The sequence below is a fragment of the Mesorhizobium sp. BR1-1-4 genome (assembly GCF_020165375.1).
Lineage (GTDB): Bacteria > Pseudomonadota > Alphaproteobacteria > Rhizobiales > Rhizobiaceae > Mesorhizobium > Mesorhizobium australicum.
In genome coordinates this window covers 113,073-129,179 of the sequence record NZ_JAIUIB010000008.1, presented here as the reverse complement: position 1 = coordinate 129,179, position 16,107 = coordinate 113,073, and the positions used below count along the sequence as shown (strand labels likewise).

Genomic DNA, 16,107 nt, shown 5'->3' with positions numbered 1-16,107 from the left:
AGATTGGCAGCCTCACCGTCAGATCAGCTTCTCCAGCGTGATCGGCAGATCCCGCACGCGCTTGCCTGTGGCATGGAACACCGCGTTGGCAATGGCCGGCGCCATGCCGACGATCGCCAGCTCGCCGACGCCCTTGCCGCCGAGCACCGAGGAGTGCGGGTCGGGAATCCCCACCGAGATCACCTCGATGTCGGGGATGTCGGCATTGGTCGGGATGAGATAGTCGGCGAGGTTGTTGTTGACGATGCGGCCGTGGCGGCGATCGACGATGCCTTCTTCGAGCAGCGCCTGGCCGATGCCCATGATGATGCCGCCCTTCCACTGGCTCTCGGCGAGTTTCGGATTGTAGAGGCGGCCCGAATCCAGCGCCGACACGACGCGCGACACACGCACCGTGCCGAAATCCTCGTCGACGCGCACCTCGACGAAATGCGCGCACCAGGAATGGCGCGAATAGTCACCCTCCGTGTGTGGCAGCGCCATGGCGATGGTGGTGTAGTTCTTGTAGCGATCCTCGACGCTCGAATTGGCCGGCATGGTGTCGCCCGTCGCCTCGATGCGGTCGCGGCCGACGCTTTTGAGCAGTTCGGCGATCGAGACGTCGGGGCCGTCGCCCCGCGGCGCGGTGATGCGGCCATTGACGACGACCAGCGTGTTGGCCTGCAGCGCATGGAAGGGCGAGCGCGGATCGCTGATCGCCAGGCCGACCAGCTGGTCGAGCGCCGAGGTCGCGGCCTTGTGGACGGCGCCCGTCATCACGCCGGCCAGCCGCGAGCCGCCGGCGACGCCGGCGCGGGGGAAGCGCGAATCGCCGAGCTTCACCACCACGTCGTCGGCCGCAACGCCGACCGTTTCGGCGGCCGTCTGCGCCAGGATGGTGTAGGTGCCCTGGCCCATGTCGATGGAGGAGCTTTCGACCTCGACCGAGCCGTCGGCCAGGATGCGCACGATCGCCTCGCCATAGGCGCGCCGCACCGGATAGGTGCCGGCGGCCACGCCCCAGCCGACCAGATGGTTGCCGTCGCGCATCGAGCGTGGCTCAGGCGTGCGCCTGGCCCAGCCGAAGCGTTCGGCACCCGCTGCGAAAGCCTCGCGCAGCTGCCTGGTCGACCAGGCTTTGTTCGCATGCGGATCTTGTTCGGCGTAGTTGCGCAGCCGGATTTCCAGCGGATCGATGCCGACCTCGTAGGCGAGCTCGTCGATGGCGCTTTCGATGCCGAAGGCCGACGGGTTTTCACCCGGTGCGCGCATGGCGCCCGGCACCACCGAATTCACCCGCACGACATTCTGTTTCGAGGAGAAGTTCGGCGTCGCGTACATGATCGAGGTGACCGAGCCCAGCGGCTCGACCCACATGCCGTCGATGGAGGTTTCGTTGACGCCGCGATGCACGATCGACTGGATTCTTCCGTCATGGTCGGCGCCGATCGTCACCGTCTGCCGCGTCGCGGCGCGGCCGCCATAGCCGGTGAAGGTCTGCGGCCGCGTCATGACCAGCCGCACTGGCCGGCCGAGCATTTTCGCGGCACTTGCGGCGATCGCGCCATGGCTGAGCGCCAGCGCCTTGGAGCCGAAGCCGCCGCCGACATAGGGCGACACCAGCCGCACATTCTCGAACGGCACGCCGAACCATTCGGCATAGGTGCGCGCCATGCCGTCCAGCCATTGGCTCGGCTCCCACACGGTGAGATGGTCACCCTCCCAGCGAGCGATCAGGCCATGCGGTTCCATCGGCGCCTGGTATTCGCGCGGTGTGTTGTAAGCGGCGCAGATGCGCACCGGGGCGGAGGCGAAGGCGGCGGCCGCGTCGCCCCATTCCTTGGTCATGGCGTCGACCGGGATGCCGTCGCCGGCCTTGCCGTCGCTGAGGTCGACGATGGCCGAAGCCTCATCATAGCTGACCTTGACCATCGTCGCGGCGGCCACGGCCTGCTCGAAGGTCTCGGCGATGACGGCGGCGACGTGCTGGCCCGAGAAGGTGACGTCGCGCGCCAGCGGACAATAGGGTTTGTCCGGCGGTGGCGTGCCGAACCAGTCCGAGGCGGTTTTCAGGCTGATGATCGTGTCTGGTGTCAACACCTTGAGGACGCCCGGCGCAGTCTCGGCCTCCGCCGTCTCGATGGCGCGCACCTTGCCGGATGCGATGGTGCTTTCGACCAGCACGGCATAGGCGAGCCCTTCGAGCTGCTGCTCGACGGCGTATTTCGCCGCACCCGTGATCTTGGCCGGGCCGTCGACGCGCGACAGCCGGCCGCCGACGGCCTCCACCTGCGCGCCGTCGGACGCGTCGCCATGTCTTCCGACGTAAACAGTGCTTGCGATGTGAACGGTCATGCCGCTTCTCCCAATTTGAGGATGGCGCGTGCGACGACGCGCGGCGCGAGTTCGATCTTGTAGCGGTTGGCGCCGTGGTCGACGGCGCCTTCGACGGCGAGCAGGCTGGCCGTGCGAACAGCGTCCGGCTCCAGCACCTTGCCTTTCAGCGCGGCTTCCACGGCTCGCGCCCGCCAGGGTTTGGTCGCGACGCCACCGAGCGCCACGCGCAGGTCGCGGATGGTGCGCCCGTCGGCCTCCAGTTCGAGCCCGACAGCGGCACTGGCCGCGGCGAACTCATAGGACTGCCGGTCGCGGATCTTCAGATAGGTCGAACGGCGGGCGACGGCGGAAGAAGGGATTTCGAGGCGGTGATCATCTCGCCCGGTCCGATCGCGTGTTCCCTGTCGGGCGTCGTGCCTGGCAGCAGGAAAAAGTCCTCCACCGGCACGCGCCGTTCGCCGAGATGGACCGTTGCGTCGAAGGCGACGAGCGCGGTGGCGAGGTCGCCGGGATACATGGCGATGCAAGCCTCGCTGGTGCCAAGCACGGCATGGCCCCTGGTAACGCCGCCGATCGCCGAACAGCCGCTGCCTGGTTCGCGCTTGTTGCAGGCGGCAAAGTTCGAGGGATCGCGGAAATAGGGGCAGCGCGTGCGCTGCATCAGATTGCCGCCGATCGTCGCCATGTTGCGGATCTGCGCCGAGGCTGCCTGCCAGAGCGCTTCGGAGATGGCGGGGAAGCGGCTCTTGATGTCGTCATGGTCGGCGACATGGCCCATCCTGGCGAGCGCGCCGATGACGGCGCCGCGCTCGTCGATCTCGATCTGGTCGAACCCCTTGAGATGGGTGATATCGACCAGCGTGTCGGGCTCGGCGACACCGCATTTGGCGAGGTCGATCAGCGTGGTGCCGCCGGCCAGAAGCATGGCGCCGGGCAGCGCGGCCGCCTGGCGGGCGGCATCAGCCGAGGTGGCGCGAAAATAGGAAAAATCCCTCATGACGCGGCCTCCAGCGCCGCCTGGCGCACGGCGGCGACAATGTGTGGATAGGCGCCGCAGCGGCAGAGATTGCCGGCCATGTATTCGCGGATTTCCTCGTCCGAGCCGGCATGGCCCTCGCGGATGCAGGCCACTGCCGACATGATCTGGCCTGGCGTGCAGTAGCCGCACTGGAAGGCGTCCTGCTCGAGGAAAGCAGCCTGCACGGGATGCAGTTCGCCCTCCCGTGCAAGCCCCTCTATGGTGGTGATGGCGCGGCCCTCGGCCTGTGCGGCCAGCGTCAGGCAGGCCAGCACGCGCTCGCCGTCGACATGGACGGTGCAGGCGCCGCACTGGCCGTGGTCGCAGCCCTTCTTGGTGCCGGTCAGGCCGAGCCTGTCACGCAAGGCGTCGAGCAGCGTGACACGCGGCTCGAGTTCCAGCGTGTGATGCTGGCCGTTGATATCGAGATGGACGGGAATCGTGGTCTTGCTCGTCATGGGCGTCTGGCTCCAGTTGCTTGACGCTGGGGGAATGAATTGAAACTGGGGCAGGGCGCTCCAACCGACCGCTTGCCTGCCCTAGAGCCGGATGATTTCAGGTCCGTTCGACCTGAAATCTGAATCCGCCTCTAAATCAAAATAGATAGAGCATGATGTCGTCCGAAAACCGGTTCCCACTTTTCGGCATCATGCTCTGGCGCAGGCCTGTCGTTTCAGGCGGACCGCTCGTCATCCCATCAGGTCCTCGATCCGGATCGGAAAGCGCCGCGGGCGCACGCCGGTCGCGTGCCAGACCGCATTGGCGACGGCGCCGGCAGTCCCGGTGATGCCGATTTCGCCAACGCCCTTGATACCGAGGGCGTTCACGTAAGGGTCGTCCTCGTGAACCAGCAGCGCCTCGACCGAGGGCACGTCGGCATTCACCGGGACATGATAGTCCGCCAGGTTGGCATTCTGGATGCGGCCGGAACGCCGGTCGGTGACGGCTTCCTCATGCAGCGCGAAGGAAACGCCCCAGATCATCCCGCCATAATACTGGCTGCGCACCAGCCGCGGATTGATGACCCGTCCGGCGGCGAATGCGCCGACCAGCCGGGTGACGCGGATCTGGCCGAGATCCGGGTCGACCTTCACCTCGGCGAAGACGGCCCCATGCGCGTGCTTGGCGTAAGTCTCCTGGGAGGCCGGGTCCGGAGCGCCTTTGCCCCGGCCCTCGATTTCGGTCAGGCCCGCGCGGACGAGGATCTCGACATAGCTTTCGCCGCGGCTTTCGTCATCGCGCCGGTAAAGGCGTCCGCCGCGTGCAACAACGCCTTCATTGCCGGCGCCGAACAGCGGCGAGGCTTCGTCGCCGGTGGCGAGATCGGCAAGGTTGGCGATGACGGCCGCACCCGCATTGTGGATGGCCATGCCGGCCGTCGCCGTGTGACCCGAACCGCCGGCGATACCCGCATTGGGCAGGTCGGAACTGCCGGCCCTGAAATCGACCTGGTCGATGTCGAGCCCCAGCCCGTCTGCTGCAATCTGGGCAAAAGCCGTCCAGGCGCCTTGGCCCATGTCCTGGGCGCCGGTCTCCATCAAGCCGGTGCCGTCGGCCCTCAGCACCGCGCGTGCCTCCGCCTGGAACATGAGTGCCGGGAACGTCGCCGTGCCCATGCCCCAGCCGGTGAGGAAACCGTCGGCGTCGCGCATCCGCCGCGGCTGCAGCGGGCGACTCGCCCAGCCGAACGCCTCGGCGGCCTGTTCGTAACATTCGCGCAGCGCCTTGGAGGAGAACGGCTTGCCGGTCATCGGTTCGACCTCGGCGTAATTCCTGAGCCGGAATTCCAGCGGGTCCATGCCGCAGGCATGGGCCGCCTCGTCGATGGCGCTCTCAAGCGCGATCGATCCGGTGGCCTCGCCTGGTGCCCGCATGAACAGCGGCGTGCCGGTGTCGAGCCGCACGGCATCGTGCGAGGTGGCGATGGCCGGACTGGCATAGAGCGTGTGCGAGGCGTCCGCCGCCGGTTCGAAGAAATCGTCGAACGTGCTCGACGTGGTCCTGGCGTGATGGGAGATCGCGGTCAGCAGCCCTTCGCCATCCATGCCCATGCGCAATGTCTGGCGGGTCGGGGCGCGGTGACCGACCGGGCCGTACATCTGCTCGCGCCGGAGCACCAGCTTGACCGGGCGGCCGACGAGACGCGCCGCCAGGATGCCGAGCACTTGCGGTCCGGAAATCATGCCCTTGGAGCCGAAGCCGCCGCCCAGGAAAGGGCTGCGGATATGGACGTTTTGCGGCGCGATGCCGAACAGGCCGGCGATGCGGCCCTGCGCCATGGCCAGGCCCTGGCTCGGCGTGTCGATCGACAGCCGGTCGCCATCCCAGGCAGCGACGATCGCGTGGGGCTCCATGGCGTTGTGGTACTGGGCCGGCGTCTCGTAGGTCGCCTCGATCCGCGTCCTTGCCGATTTGAGGCCGGCCTCGACATCGCCCTTCTCCTGCACAGCCGGATTGCCGACGCCGACGCCGCGCGGCACGAAGCTTTTGGCGCCGTCCAGACCAACGCGCGCCGGCAACTCCTCATAGCGAGGCGACAACAGTGCCGCCCCTTCGGTCGCCGCTTCCAGCGTCCGCGCGATTACCACGGCAATGCTCTGGTTGGGGTAGCGAACCCCATCGTTCTGCAGCAGGTCGAGCCGGAACATGAAGGGATGGTCCTTGGCATCCGGATCGACGGCGAGCGCCGGCCGGTTCAGTGGCGTCATCACCTCGACCACGCCGGCATGCGCCTTGGCCGCCTCGACATCCAGCGAGACAACCCGGCCGCGCGCTATACTGGAGACGGCAAGCACGGCATAGAGCATGCCGGGCGGATTGTTGTCGGCGGCAAAGCGCGCGGTCCCGGTGACTTTCAAAAATCCGTCGCGACGCGTCAGCGGCTGGCCGATGCTGGAGCCCTGGCGCGCATGGGCAGGCTGTTGGTTGAGGCCGAGTTCAAGCGTCATGACGCACTCCGGGAAGGGAGGAAAAAGGGGAAGCAGGCAAAGCGGGCATCAGAGCGGGCGTTCCCGCCTGTGCGGACATCAGCGCCCTGACGACAATGCGGCGGGCAAGCTCGATCTTGAACGCATTGTCGCCGGAGGGGCTGGCGTCGACCAGAGCCGCATCCGCGGCCCGAACGAAGCTCGCTTCATTGGCATCGGCGCCGAGCAGCACCGCTTCCGCCGAGCGCGCCCGCCATGGCTTGGCCGCGACACCGCCGAGCGCCAGCCGCGCGGCGCGGATCTTGCCGTCGGCGACCGTCAGGGCCGCGGCAGCCGAAACGACGGCGAAGGCGTAGGAGGTGCGTTCGCGTAGCTTCAGGTAGCGGGCGTGGGCGGCGAAGGACGCTGCTTCCGCCGGCAGGCGCACCGCAACGATCAGGTCGCCTGGCTGCAGCACGGTTTCGCGCTGCGGCGTGTCGCCTGGAAGCCGGTGAAATTCCTCCAAGGTCACGTGGCGCCGGCCTCCCTTGCCCTCGATCTCGACGACGGCGTCCAGCGCCACCAGCGGCACACAGAAATCGGAGGGATGGGTGGCGATGCAGGCGTCGCTCCAGCCAAGCACCGCATGCAGGCGGTTCTCGCCGCCAAGCGCCGAGCAGCCGGAACCGGGTTCGCGCCTGTTGCAGGCGCTGGCGGTGTCGTAGAAGTAACTGCACCGCGTGCGCTGCAACAGATTGCCGCCGACAGTGGCGGCGTTGCGAAGCTGCGCAGAGGCGCCCGAAAGCAGCGCTTCGGCCACCGCCGGATAGGCTCTGGCGAAGGCCGGATCATGTGCGAGATCGGCATTGCGGACCAGCGCGCCGATGCGCAGGCCGCCATCATCGAGCGTTTCGATGCGATTGAGTTCCGGCAGGCGGGTAATGTCGACGATCCGTTCGGGGCTGGTGATGCCGCCCTTCATCAGATCGAGCAGATTGGTGCCGCCGGCGAGATAGGCCGAACCCGGTTCGGCCGCCGCCGCTATGGCGTCGGAGACGGTGGCCGGCCTGATAAAATCGAAGTCTCTCATGCCGCGGTCCTCCTGCGTGCCTCGGTGGCGGCGGTGTCTGCCATGTTTTTCCAGGCTTCCATGTTTTTTTGGGCTTCCAGGACGGCCTCGACGATGCCGCCATAGGCCGCGCAGCGGCAGATGTTGCCGCTCAGCCCCTCGCGGATGCGCTCGGGATCGTCGCCAGCCTGTCCTTCGGCGATCAGGCCGAGCGTGCTCATGATCTGGCCGGGCGTGCAGAAACCGCACTGGAAACCGTCATGGGCGATGAAGGCGGCCTGCACAGGGTGCAGTTCTTCACCGTGAGCGATACCTTCGATGGTCAGCACTTCGGCGCCGTCATGGCTGACCGCCAGCGCCAGGCAGGAGTTTATGCGCTTGCCGTCGACCAGCACCGTGCAGGCGCCACACTGGCCGCGGTCGCAGCCCTTCTTCGTGCCGGTGAACTCAAGCCGCTCGCGCAGCAGGTCAAGCAAGGTGACGCGTGGGTCGACCTCCAGTTCGTGTCGATGTCCGTTGACGGTAAGCGAGATGGGAAGGCTGGTCATGGGCGTCTGGCTCCAGTTGCTTGACGCTGAGGGGAATGAAGTGGGGGTAGGGGCGGGGAAGGGCAAGGTCAGGCGACGGCCAATCTCCTGCGGGTTGGGAAAGTGGCGGGTTGCGGCTTCGAAAGACGTGACATACCGGTTCCCCTGATTATATGATGAGGGTTCTCCACTAAAAGCGGAGGTGCCTCCGTTTATTTACGTGGGGGCTGGCCAGGCGTGGTTCAAGCCCCCATATCCCTGGTGGAGAAAAAATTGGCTTTTGAGCCCATTGCAACTGCTGACCAAAAAACCGCCGCCGCCGACAAGCCGTTGCGTGCCGATGCACGGCGCAATCGCGACCGGCTGGTCGAGGTGGCGGCTGCGGTCTTTGCCGAGCGCGGCATCGACGGCTCGCTGGAGGAGATCGCTCGGCGCGCCGGCGTCGGCATCGGCACGCTCTACCGGCATTTTCCGACACGCGAGCATCTGGTCGAGGTGGTCTACCGCCGCGAAGCGGAGGGGTTGTGCGCGGCGGCCGGCGAGCTCGCTGCAAGATATCCCTCCGATGTGGCGCTGGAAGAATGGATGCGCCGCTTCGTCGACTACACCGCCACCAAGCGCGGCCTGGCGACCAGCCTGCGCATCCTGTTCACCACCAATTCGACGCTGTTTTCCGACACGTCGGGACGGGTGTCGCAGGCGCTGCGGCAACTGGTCGAGGCGGCGGTGGCCGACGGCACCATCCGCGGCGATGTCGATGCCTCCGACGTGCTGCATGCGCTCGGCGGCATCTACTCGGCGCCCGACACGCCCGAATGGCGCGACCGCTCGCGCCGCCTGGTCAAGCTCCTGATGGACGGGTTGCGGTTCGGGGCGAGGAAGGCTGGATGAGAGGGCGAACGCCGCTTGCCCCGGCATGAGGCAAACGATGATCGTGACGATCGTGTTTGGGGGCGGCTGAATTTAGCTCCGGCATGGCAGCTCGGCAACTGCTCCCGGTCCGGGAACAGGATCAGTCGGTCCGCTGTCGATCCGCCACCAGACTCCCTGCCTTCGCCGGCTGCTCGAGCCGGCGAACCGCGCCCGGAAACTCCTTGAAGATCAACGATCGCAGCCAGCGATGCACGGGATCGGCATCCATGCGGGGGTGCCATGCCTGGGTGATGGTAAAGCCTGGGCTTGCCACCGGCAGATCAAACATCTGGGTACGGCCTGTCGCACCCAGATGGTACGAGCGCGGCACCAGTCCAACGAGATCGGATGCGGCCGCGACCGCGACGACCGCCGGATAGCTAGGCACCACCAGATCGACCTTTCGCGAAAGGCCGAGTTCGGCGAGTGCTTCATCGATCGGTTCGATGAAATGGCCTCGCCGGGATGAGACCACGTGCCGGCACGCGGCGTAACGCTCAGCGGTTATTTCGGTCTCCAGAAGCGGATGCCCCGTTCTCGCCACGCCGACAAAACGGTCCTCGAACAACGCCTGACCGCGCAATTCGGCACCATCACCCGAAAGCACGCCAATATCGAGGTCGATCGTGGCTTCTCTCAGCAGTTCGATGCGCTTGTCCGGCCGGGGCGCGAAGCGCAGCCTTATGCCGGGCGCGGCACTGGTGACAAGGGCATGGAGACGCGCGGCGTAGAGCAGCACGAAGGCTTCATTGGCCCGGATGGTGAAATCGCGCCGCACCTGGCTGATGTCGATCTCCGGCGAGGGGCTGAGCACGGACCGGACCGCCGACGTCAGCGTGTGCACCTGTTCGGCAATCGCTTCGGCATGAGGCGTCGCCACCATGGCGCGTCCCGCCGAAACCAGGATGGGATCGCTCAGCGCCAACCGCAATCTCGACAGTGTGCGGCTCATCGCGGACGTGCTGAGGCCAAGTTTCTTGGCGGCGCCCGAGACGCTGCGCTCCCGCAGCAAGGCGTCAAGCGCCACCAGAAGGTTCAGGTCGAGATTGAGCATGAGAGAGCCTAACGAGATGAGGCGTTTGACGCAACTGTCAATTTACTCCGTTGCGTCTGGTGCAATCATGGGGTGAGCGGTATCGATGCGGCGACACCAACGAAGCGGAGCCTGCGATGTCCATAGCCGCAACGATCAATCCCGCCCATGACGGCCTGCCGTCGCCACGCCGCTACCTGGCCATCGCCGTCCTGCTGATGACGCTGGTGCTCGTCGTGCTGGACGGCGCCATCGCCAATGTCGCGCTGCCATCCATCGCGGCCTCGCTCAATGCCAGTGCCAGCAGCACCGTTTGGGTGGTGTCGAGCTACCAGCTTGCGGTCCTTGTGGCTCTTTTGCCTTGCGGCGCCCTGGGCGAGATCCACGGCCCCCGGCGTGTCTTTCTTCTGGGTGTCGCGCTGTTCACGGTGGCTTCGGCCGCCTGCGCCTTCGCCGGCAGCCTGCCTGTTCTTGTGGCTGCCCGGTCCATCCAGGGACTGGGGGCGGGCGCCATCATGGCGACCGGGCCGATGAACCTGCGCGTTTCGGTGCCGCAGCGGCTGCTCGGAACCGTCATCGGCTTCAACGCGATGACGATCGCGATTTCCGCGGCCGCCGGCCCTGGTGTCGCCGGCGCGATCCTCTCCGTTTCCAGCTGGCCGTGGCTGTTCGCCGTCAACATCCCGATCGGCATCATCGTCCTGTTGTCTGGCGGGTTGCTTGCGCATCTGGATGGCGTGAAGCGTCACCTCAACCTCGTGGCATTGCTGGCCAACACACTGATGTTCATCCTGTTCTTCACGGGCGCCGACCGCATCGCCGGTGCGCCGGTCAGCGGGTCGATCCTGATCGGTTGTTCCGTCCTGTGCCTCGTCATCTTGTTGTCTCTCGAACGCAGGAGTGCCGCACCGATCGTGCCGACCGACCTCTTGGCCGATCCAGCCTTCCGGGTAGCCGTCATCGCTTCGATCTCGTGCTTCACCGGGCAGATGCTCAGCTACGTCGCGCTGCCATTCTACCTGCAGCACACCTTGCACATGAGCCCGGTCCAGGCGGGCCTCTACATGATGCCATGGCCCATCGCGACGATCATCATCGCTCCGATTTCGGGGCGGCTGGCCGATCGTTTCAAGACGGCGTGGCTGTGCGCCGCCGGCGGCGGGTTGCTGGCGATCGGCCTTCTGATCGCGGGCCTGACACCGCCCGGTCCAAGGGCGATTGCCTTCCTGGTCGGAACCGTCGTCGCGGGCACGGGTTTTGGTCTTTTCCAGACGCCGAACAATCGCATCCTGCTTCTCTCCGCACCCAAGGCGCGCAGCGGTGCGGCGGGAGCCATGCAGGGCACGGCACGGCTGTTGGGACAAACGCTTGGCGCCATTTCGATGTCGATCATTTTCGCGACCGTGCCGCTGACAGGCGCACCCAGCCTCGCGCTGGTCCTGGCCGGCGTCTGCGCGGCCATCGCCTGCCTGGTCAGCCTGAGCCGCGCCCGCTACGAGAAGGTGGCATGAGACCAGCTGGCGCTCGACACGCTGTCCTCGATGCGCGCGCAAGGCATCGACATTCCGATACCACGGTCGATCTCGGCCTGCGGTCGGCAAACGAGATCGCCAAGGGCGTTCCGCTCAAGGCTATCGGCTCGTGGCGTCCCGATGACAAGGGCGTCGCCGAGGCGCTTGCCATGATGAAGGCGCTTATTGGCGAACCCACGCCGGCGTCGATCGGAGTCCAGGCCTTGCCGCGGTGCAGTCCGGTGCTGCTGGAATCCTTCAAGACGGTCTTCCACAACCACTCGCCGGGCGGAGCTGGCGGACGCCTGCAACTCGCCAAGCCGAAGTGCAATTGAGATAGGGGGAACGATCACGGGCGCGGGCGAGATCCCGTGCCCATGGCGGCGTCCTGCGCACACCGCGGTCGACGGCTCTTCGCCCTGTGCAAACGATATGATAGGCGTCAGGCTACCGGTGGTCCGATTGCCGCCCGTTCGTGATTGAGGGGCATTTCAATGTATGTAGGCCGTTCCTACAAGGTGATCGATTTCGCACTGTGGTCACGGCGCAGCGTCCTCTACATGGTGGTGGTGAGTGGGCTGGCCGTGGCTGCCTACCGCTTTCCGGGCATTGCCGGGTTCTCCGTGCCATGGTCGGTGGTGCTGGTGCTCGGCACCACGGTGTCGCTGGTCGCCGGCTTCAAGAACTCGCAGGTGTTCACCCGCAGCGGTGAGGCGCTGCAGGCCTTCACGCAGATCACGGCCAGCAGCCGCGTATGGTCGAATTTCTGTCGGGATTTCCTCGATGCGCCGACGGCCAGGCAGCTCATCTACCGCCATATCGCCTGGATGACGGCGCTGCGATACGCGCTGCGGCGGCCGATGCCGTGGGAATCCATGGGGAAGGCCGCCAATATCGAATACCGACGGCGTTACCACATTCAGGAGGACAAGGGTTCGATCGCCGACGAATTACGCCCGCTGCTGGGCGACCAGACCGCGGATGTCCTGAAATCGCCTCGTCCGGCGATAGCCCTGCTCGAATTGCAGTCCGTCCAGGTCAATGCAGTGTTCAAGGACGCCAAGGTCCCGCCGCAGATCCATGGCGAACTGACGAAGCTGATCCGCGACTTCCACGACCAGCAGGCGCGCTGCGACCGCATCAAGAACAATCCCTATCCCCGGCAATACGCCATCGTCAGTTCCATGTTCGTCATGATCTTCTGCACGCTGCTGCCGTTCGGCGTGGTTCCGGTGTTCGCCGACATGGGCAAGCTGGGGGGAATGCTCGGCTCGATCGGCATCTGGCTGACGATCCCGTTCAGCACGCTGCTGGGCTGGGCCTACATGTCCCTCGATCAGGTCGGCGAGAGCAGCGCCAACCCTTTCGAGGGCAACGCCAACGACGTGCCGATCTCGCAAATCTGCCGCGACATCGAGATCGAGATGCGCGCCGGGCTCGGCGAGAGCGATCTTCCCAAGCCATTGCTGCCGGTCAATGACATCGCGACATGAGGTCGGACGCCGGAGTCGGGCAGAGCCATGCCTTCTCAGCGCCTAGCGGCGGGACATCACCCTCAGCCACGGCGCCAGATGGAAAGCGCTCATCAGAAGATACATGGCCGGCATGCCGGTCAGGATCGAGCCGGTCAGCGGCGAGGCGCCCATGCACAGCATGGTCCCGTCGCCGCCGTGAAGACGGGAAAGCAGCGCCATCACCGCAAAGGTCGGCGCCGCGGCGAGGCATAGCCAGTCGGCGATGCCACGGGGGGCGGTCACGCTGCCGATGCCGGAATGGATATCGCTCATGATCTTATTCCCTTGATGGTTGCGGCCCGTCATGACCTGGGTCCTCGGCCCTGCCGGAGGAGAGGAACCCAGGCTGGACGGGCTTGCGCCAGCTTACTGGTTGCCCTTGTCGCGGAACGCGGCCTCGCCGGCAGCTGACACTTCGGCCCATTTCTTGTCGGCCCCGGCATCGTAATTGTCGTGCCAGTTCCACCAGCTGTAGAGTGGCGTCTGCGGGTAGCCTTCGGGCGAGTCTTCCCACACCTCCTGGCGGCCGAGCGGCGTGATGTCGAGATAGCTCCAGACGGTGCCCAAAGCCTCGTCGCCGCGGTTGTTGATGAAATAGGTGCGGAAGATGCGGTTCCCGTCATGGATGAACACGTTGTGGCCGTGCCATTCGTCGACGCCGAAGTCCTTGTCGAAGCTATCGGTGATCGTATACCAGGGCATCTCCCAACCCATCCGTGTCTTCAGCCGCTCGATGTCTTCCTGCGGGGCGCGAGAGGCGTAGGCGAGGGTGGTGTCGCGGGCGTTGAGATGGGCGAGGTGGCCGACCTGGTCGGCGCCGAGCGAGCAGCCGCGGCAGGCATGATCGGGCCAGCCATAGACGCCGGGCTCGAAGAAGGCGCGGTAGACGATGAGCTGGCGGCGGCCTTCGAACAGGTCGAGCAGGCTCACCTTGCCGTCAGGGCCCTCGAAGACATAGGCCTTGTCCACTTCCGTCCACGGCATGCGCCGGCGTTCGGCCGACAGCGCGTCCCTGGCGCGCATCGTCGCCTTCTCCTTCACCAGCATCTTTTCGTGCGCGGCGTTCCAATCCTGCTGTGAGACGATCGGTGGGGTGTTCATGGTCATGGTCATGGTCATTGGTCTTCTCCTTTGCCAGTCGTGGCGTCGTTGCGATGTGGTGTTGCCTGGGCGTGTGGGGGAGCCGCAGGCGCGGCGAAATCCGAAAGATCCGGCCCGGCGCAGCAGGGGTGGCGTGTGGCGTGCTTGGCCGTATCATTGGCCGCGTCGAGGTCGAGGTCGGTGGAGGCAGGCATTTCTGGTTCTCCCTTGCTGCCGTCATTGCCGGCACGTCTTGCTGGTTGACGGTACTGACGTAAGTTAGGCGGCGCTGCGCCGAGGTGGGAGTTACAAGTGTGACGGGATTGGACTCGCTGATCACCGCGGCAGCGCTGGCGCTGGCGGCCGGCGATCCGCTCGGCGCGCTCGACCGCGTTGCCCTGCGCGAGGATGCGCCGGCGCTGGCGCTTCGCGGCATTGCCATGGCGCAGCTCGGCGACTTCGATCGCGCCAAGCTCTTGTTGCGGCGGGCCGCGCGTGCCTTCAGTCCGAAAGAGGCGGTGGCGCGCGCCAGATGCGTCGTCGCCGAGGCCGAGATCGCGCTGGTTTCGCGCGATTTGGGCTGGCCGGCCAAGGCGCTCGACGCGGCCCGCACGGCGCTGGAAAAGCATGGCGACCGGTTGAACGCGGCGCATGCCGGTCACCTCAAGGTACGGCGCCTGCTCTTGATCGGCCGCCTCGACGAGGCCGAGCAGGTGCTGGCCGGGCTCGACCCGGCGCCGCTGCCGCCGGCGGCAAGAGCCGCGCACGAACTCGCCGTCGCCGGCATCGCCATGCGGCGCCTGCGGACCAGGCCGGCGCGTGCGGCGCTGGAGTGGGCGCGCCATGCCGCTCGCAAGGCCGGCATTCCCGGCCTCATCGCGGAGGTCGACAGCGCGTGGCTGGCACTGGAGACACCCGCGGCGCGGCTGATCGCGCAGGGCAGGGAGCAGCCGCTGCTGCTCGAACAGGTCGAGGCATTGCAGGGATCGCCGGCGCTGGTCGTCGATGCTTTCCGCTACGCCGTGCGCGTTGGGCGGACCACGGTTTCGCTGGCGAGCCGGCCTGTGCTGTTCGCCTTGGCGCGGACGCTCGCCGAAGCCTGGCCCGGTGATGTGTCGCGGGGGGAACTCGTGGCGCGGGCTTTCGGCGGCAAGCATGCCGATGAATCGCATCGCGCGCGCCTGCGCGTCGAGATCGGGCGGCTGCGTGCCGAGTTTCGCGCATTGGCCGGCATCAGCGCCACCAGGCATGGCTTCACGCTGGTGCCGCGCCAGGCCCATGCAGTGGTGGTGCTGGCGCGGCCGATCGAGGAACGGCACGCGGCCGTGCTTGCCTTGCTGGCCGACGGCGAGGCCTGGTCGAGCTCGGCCTTGGCGCTGGCACTTGGAACCGGCCAGCGCAGCGTGCAGCGGGCGCTTGAGCCGCTTGCCGAGGCCGGCAAGGTACAATCCTTCGGCCATGGCCGGGCGCGCCGCTGGATGACGCCGCCGGTGGCGGGTTTCACGACCACCTTGTTACTCCCCGCGCCGCTTCCCAATGGCTAGAAAGTGACGACGACCACCATCGAGGGACAAGGACATGAAACATTCGGCAGCCGAAATCTTGAGGGAATACGGGCCTTTTCCCGGTGCCAATACGGTGGCCGGGGTAAGCTTTGACGGCAAGAATGTCTGGTTCGCCTCGGGCGACAGGCTGAACGCCTTCGATCCGGAGAGTGGGCAGGCCTTGCGCTCGATCGATGTCGCGGCACATGCCGGCACCGCCTATGACGGCCGGCATTTCTTCCAACTCGCCAAGGACCGCATCCAGAAGATCGATCCCGACACGGGCGAGGTGCTTTCCACCATTCCAGCCCCCGGCAATGGCGGCGATTCCGGGCTGACCTGGGCCGAAGGCACGCTATGGGTCGGCCAGCACCGGGAGCGCAAGATCCACCAGATCGACCCCGAGACCGGCGCGATCCTGCGCACCATCGAATCCAACCGGTTCGTCACCGGGGTGACCTGGGTCGACGGGGAATTGTGGCACGCCACCTGGGAGGGCGACGAAAGCGATCTGCGCCGCGTCGACCCGCGGACGGGCAAGGTTCTGGAGAAGCTCGACATGCCTGCCGGCATGGGCGTCTCGGGGCTGGAATCCGATGGCGCCGACCGACTGTTCTGCGGCAGCGGAAACGCCGGCGTGGTGAGGGCGGTGCGCCGGCCGAAATAAGGGTCCGCGA

Annotated in this window: 15 protein-coding genes and 1 pseudogene; 6 read left to right on the top strand and 10 right to left on the bottom strand. The window is 66.5% G+C overall.

From position 1 onward, the window contains the following. Positions 1–18 precede the first annotated feature (18 nt). The 6 genes and pseudogenes from LB571_RS18795 to LB571_RS18770 form a co-directional block, all read right to left on the bottom strand. Positions 19–2,334 carry a xanthine dehydrogenase family protein molybdopterin-binding subunit gene (locus tag LB571_RS18795; RefSeq protein WP_224596804.1) on the bottom strand — a complete coding sequence of 772 codons (2,316 nt, stop codon included), beginning with the start codon at positions 2,332–2,334 and terminating at the stop codon, positions 19–21. Continuing rightward, positions 2,331–3,313, bottom strand: a pseudogene (locus tag LB571_RS18790) (FAD binding domain-containing protein). The gene LB571_RS18795 and the pseudogene LB571_RS18790 overlap by 4 nt, the downstream one beginning before the upstream one ends. Beyond that, a complete protein-coding gene (locus tag LB571_RS18785; protein WP_015316943.1) occupies positions 3,310–3,792 on the bottom strand; it encodes a (2Fe-2S)-binding protein in 483 nt (160 codons plus the stop codon). Before LB571_RS18785 ends, LB571_RS18790 begins: the two are co-directional and overlap by 4 nt. A gap of 231 nt (positions 3,793–4,023) precedes the next feature. Further along, positions 4,024–6,282, bottom strand: a complete 2,259-nt coding sequence (locus LB571_RS18780) for a xanthine dehydrogenase family protein molybdopterin-binding subunit (RefSeq protein WP_224596800.1) — start codon at positions 6,280–6,282, stop codon at positions 4,024–4,026. Then, positions 6,272–7,330, bottom strand: a complete 1,059-nt coding sequence (locus tag LB571_RS18775) for an FAD binding domain-containing protein (protein ID WP_015316946.1) — start codon at positions 7,328–7,330, stop codon at positions 6,272–6,274. The genes LB571_RS18780 and LB571_RS18775 overlap by 11 nt, the downstream gene beginning before the upstream one ends. After that, positions 7,327–7,857: a (2Fe-2S)-binding protein gene (locus tag LB571_RS18770; protein WP_224596797.1), complete on the bottom strand. Its 531-nt coding sequence runs from the start codon at positions 7,855–7,857 to the stop codon at positions 7,327–7,329. Before LB571_RS18770 ends, LB571_RS18775 begins: the two co-directional genes overlap by 4 nt. A 252-nt stretch (positions 7,858–8,109) precedes the next feature. On the opposite strand from LB571_RS18770, the gene LB571_RS18765 reads away from it, so the two are divergent. Then, positions 8,110–8,727, top strand: coding sequence for a TetR/AcrR family transcriptional regulator (locus tag LB571_RS18765; protein WP_224596792.1), 618 nt, complete (start codon positions 8,110–8,112; stop codon positions 8,725–8,727). Between the two features lie 121 nt (positions 8,728–8,848). On the opposite strand, the gene LB571_RS18760 is transcribed toward LB571_RS18765, so the two are convergent. Beyond that, positions 8,849–9,802, bottom strand: coding sequence for a LysR family transcriptional regulator (locus LB571_RS18760; RefSeq protein WP_224596787.1), 954 nt, complete (start codon positions 9,800–9,802; stop codon positions 8,849–8,851). A 197-nt stretch (positions 9,803–9,999) separates the two neighbouring features. Between LB571_RS18760 and LB571_RS18755 the strand changes: the two genes are divergently transcribed. The 3 genes from LB571_RS18755 (at position 10,000) to LB571_RS18745 (ending at position 12,785) form a co-directional block, all read left to right on the top strand. After that, positions 10,000–11,292, top strand: a complete 1,293-nt coding sequence (locus LB571_RS18755; protein WP_411961397.1) for an MFS transporter — start codon at positions 10,000–10,002, stop codon at positions 11,290–11,292. Then, on the top strand, positions 11,289–11,627 hold the full coding sequence (locus tag LB571_RS18750; RefSeq protein WP_224596781.1) for a hypothetical protein: 339 nt from the start codon (positions 11,289–11,291) through the stop codon (positions 11,625–11,627). Before LB571_RS18755 ends, LB571_RS18750 begins: the two co-directional genes overlap by 4 nt. Before the next feature lie 159 nt (positions 11,628–11,786). Next, complete coding sequence (locus LB571_RS18745; RefSeq protein ID WP_224596778.1) at positions 11,787–12,785, top strand: bestrophin family protein; 999 nt, start codon at positions 11,787–11,789, stop codon at positions 12,783–12,785. Positions 12,786–12,827: 42 nt separating this feature from the next. Here LB571_RS18745 and LB571_RS18740 read toward each other — a convergent pair whose 3' ends face one another. The 3 genes from LB571_RS18740 to LB571_RS18730 form a co-directional block, all read right to left on the bottom strand. After that, positions 12,828–13,079, bottom strand: coding sequence for a hypothetical protein (locus LB571_RS18740; RefSeq protein WP_224596775.1), 252 nt, complete (start codon positions 13,077–13,079; stop codon positions 12,828–12,830). Positions 13,080–13,172: 93 nt separating this feature from the next. Continuing rightward, entirely contained in the window at positions 13,173–13,919 is a 747-nt protein-coding gene (locus LB571_RS18735) for a DUF899 domain-containing protein (RefSeq protein ID WP_140663351.1), read from the bottom strand. A gap of 2 nt (positions 13,920–13,921) precedes the next feature. Continuing rightward, positions 13,922–14,101, bottom strand: a complete 180-nt coding sequence (locus LB571_RS18730; RefSeq protein ID WP_224596773.1) for a hypothetical protein — start codon at positions 14,099–14,101, stop codon at positions 13,922–13,924. 108 nt (positions 14,102–14,209) lie between these two features. Between LB571_RS18730 and LB571_RS18725 the strand changes: the two genes are divergently transcribed. Further along, entirely contained in the window at positions 14,210–15,430 is a 1,221-nt protein-coding gene (locus tag LB571_RS18725) for a helix-turn-helix domain-containing protein (protein WP_224597180.1), read from the top strand. Positions 15,431–15,464: 34 nt separating this feature from the next. After that, a complete protein-coding gene (locus LB571_RS18720) occupies positions 15,465–16,097 on the top strand; it encodes a DUF5074 domain-containing protein (RefSeq protein WP_023775517.1) in 633 nt (210 codons plus the stop codon). Positions 16,098–16,107 lie beyond the last annotated feature (10 nt).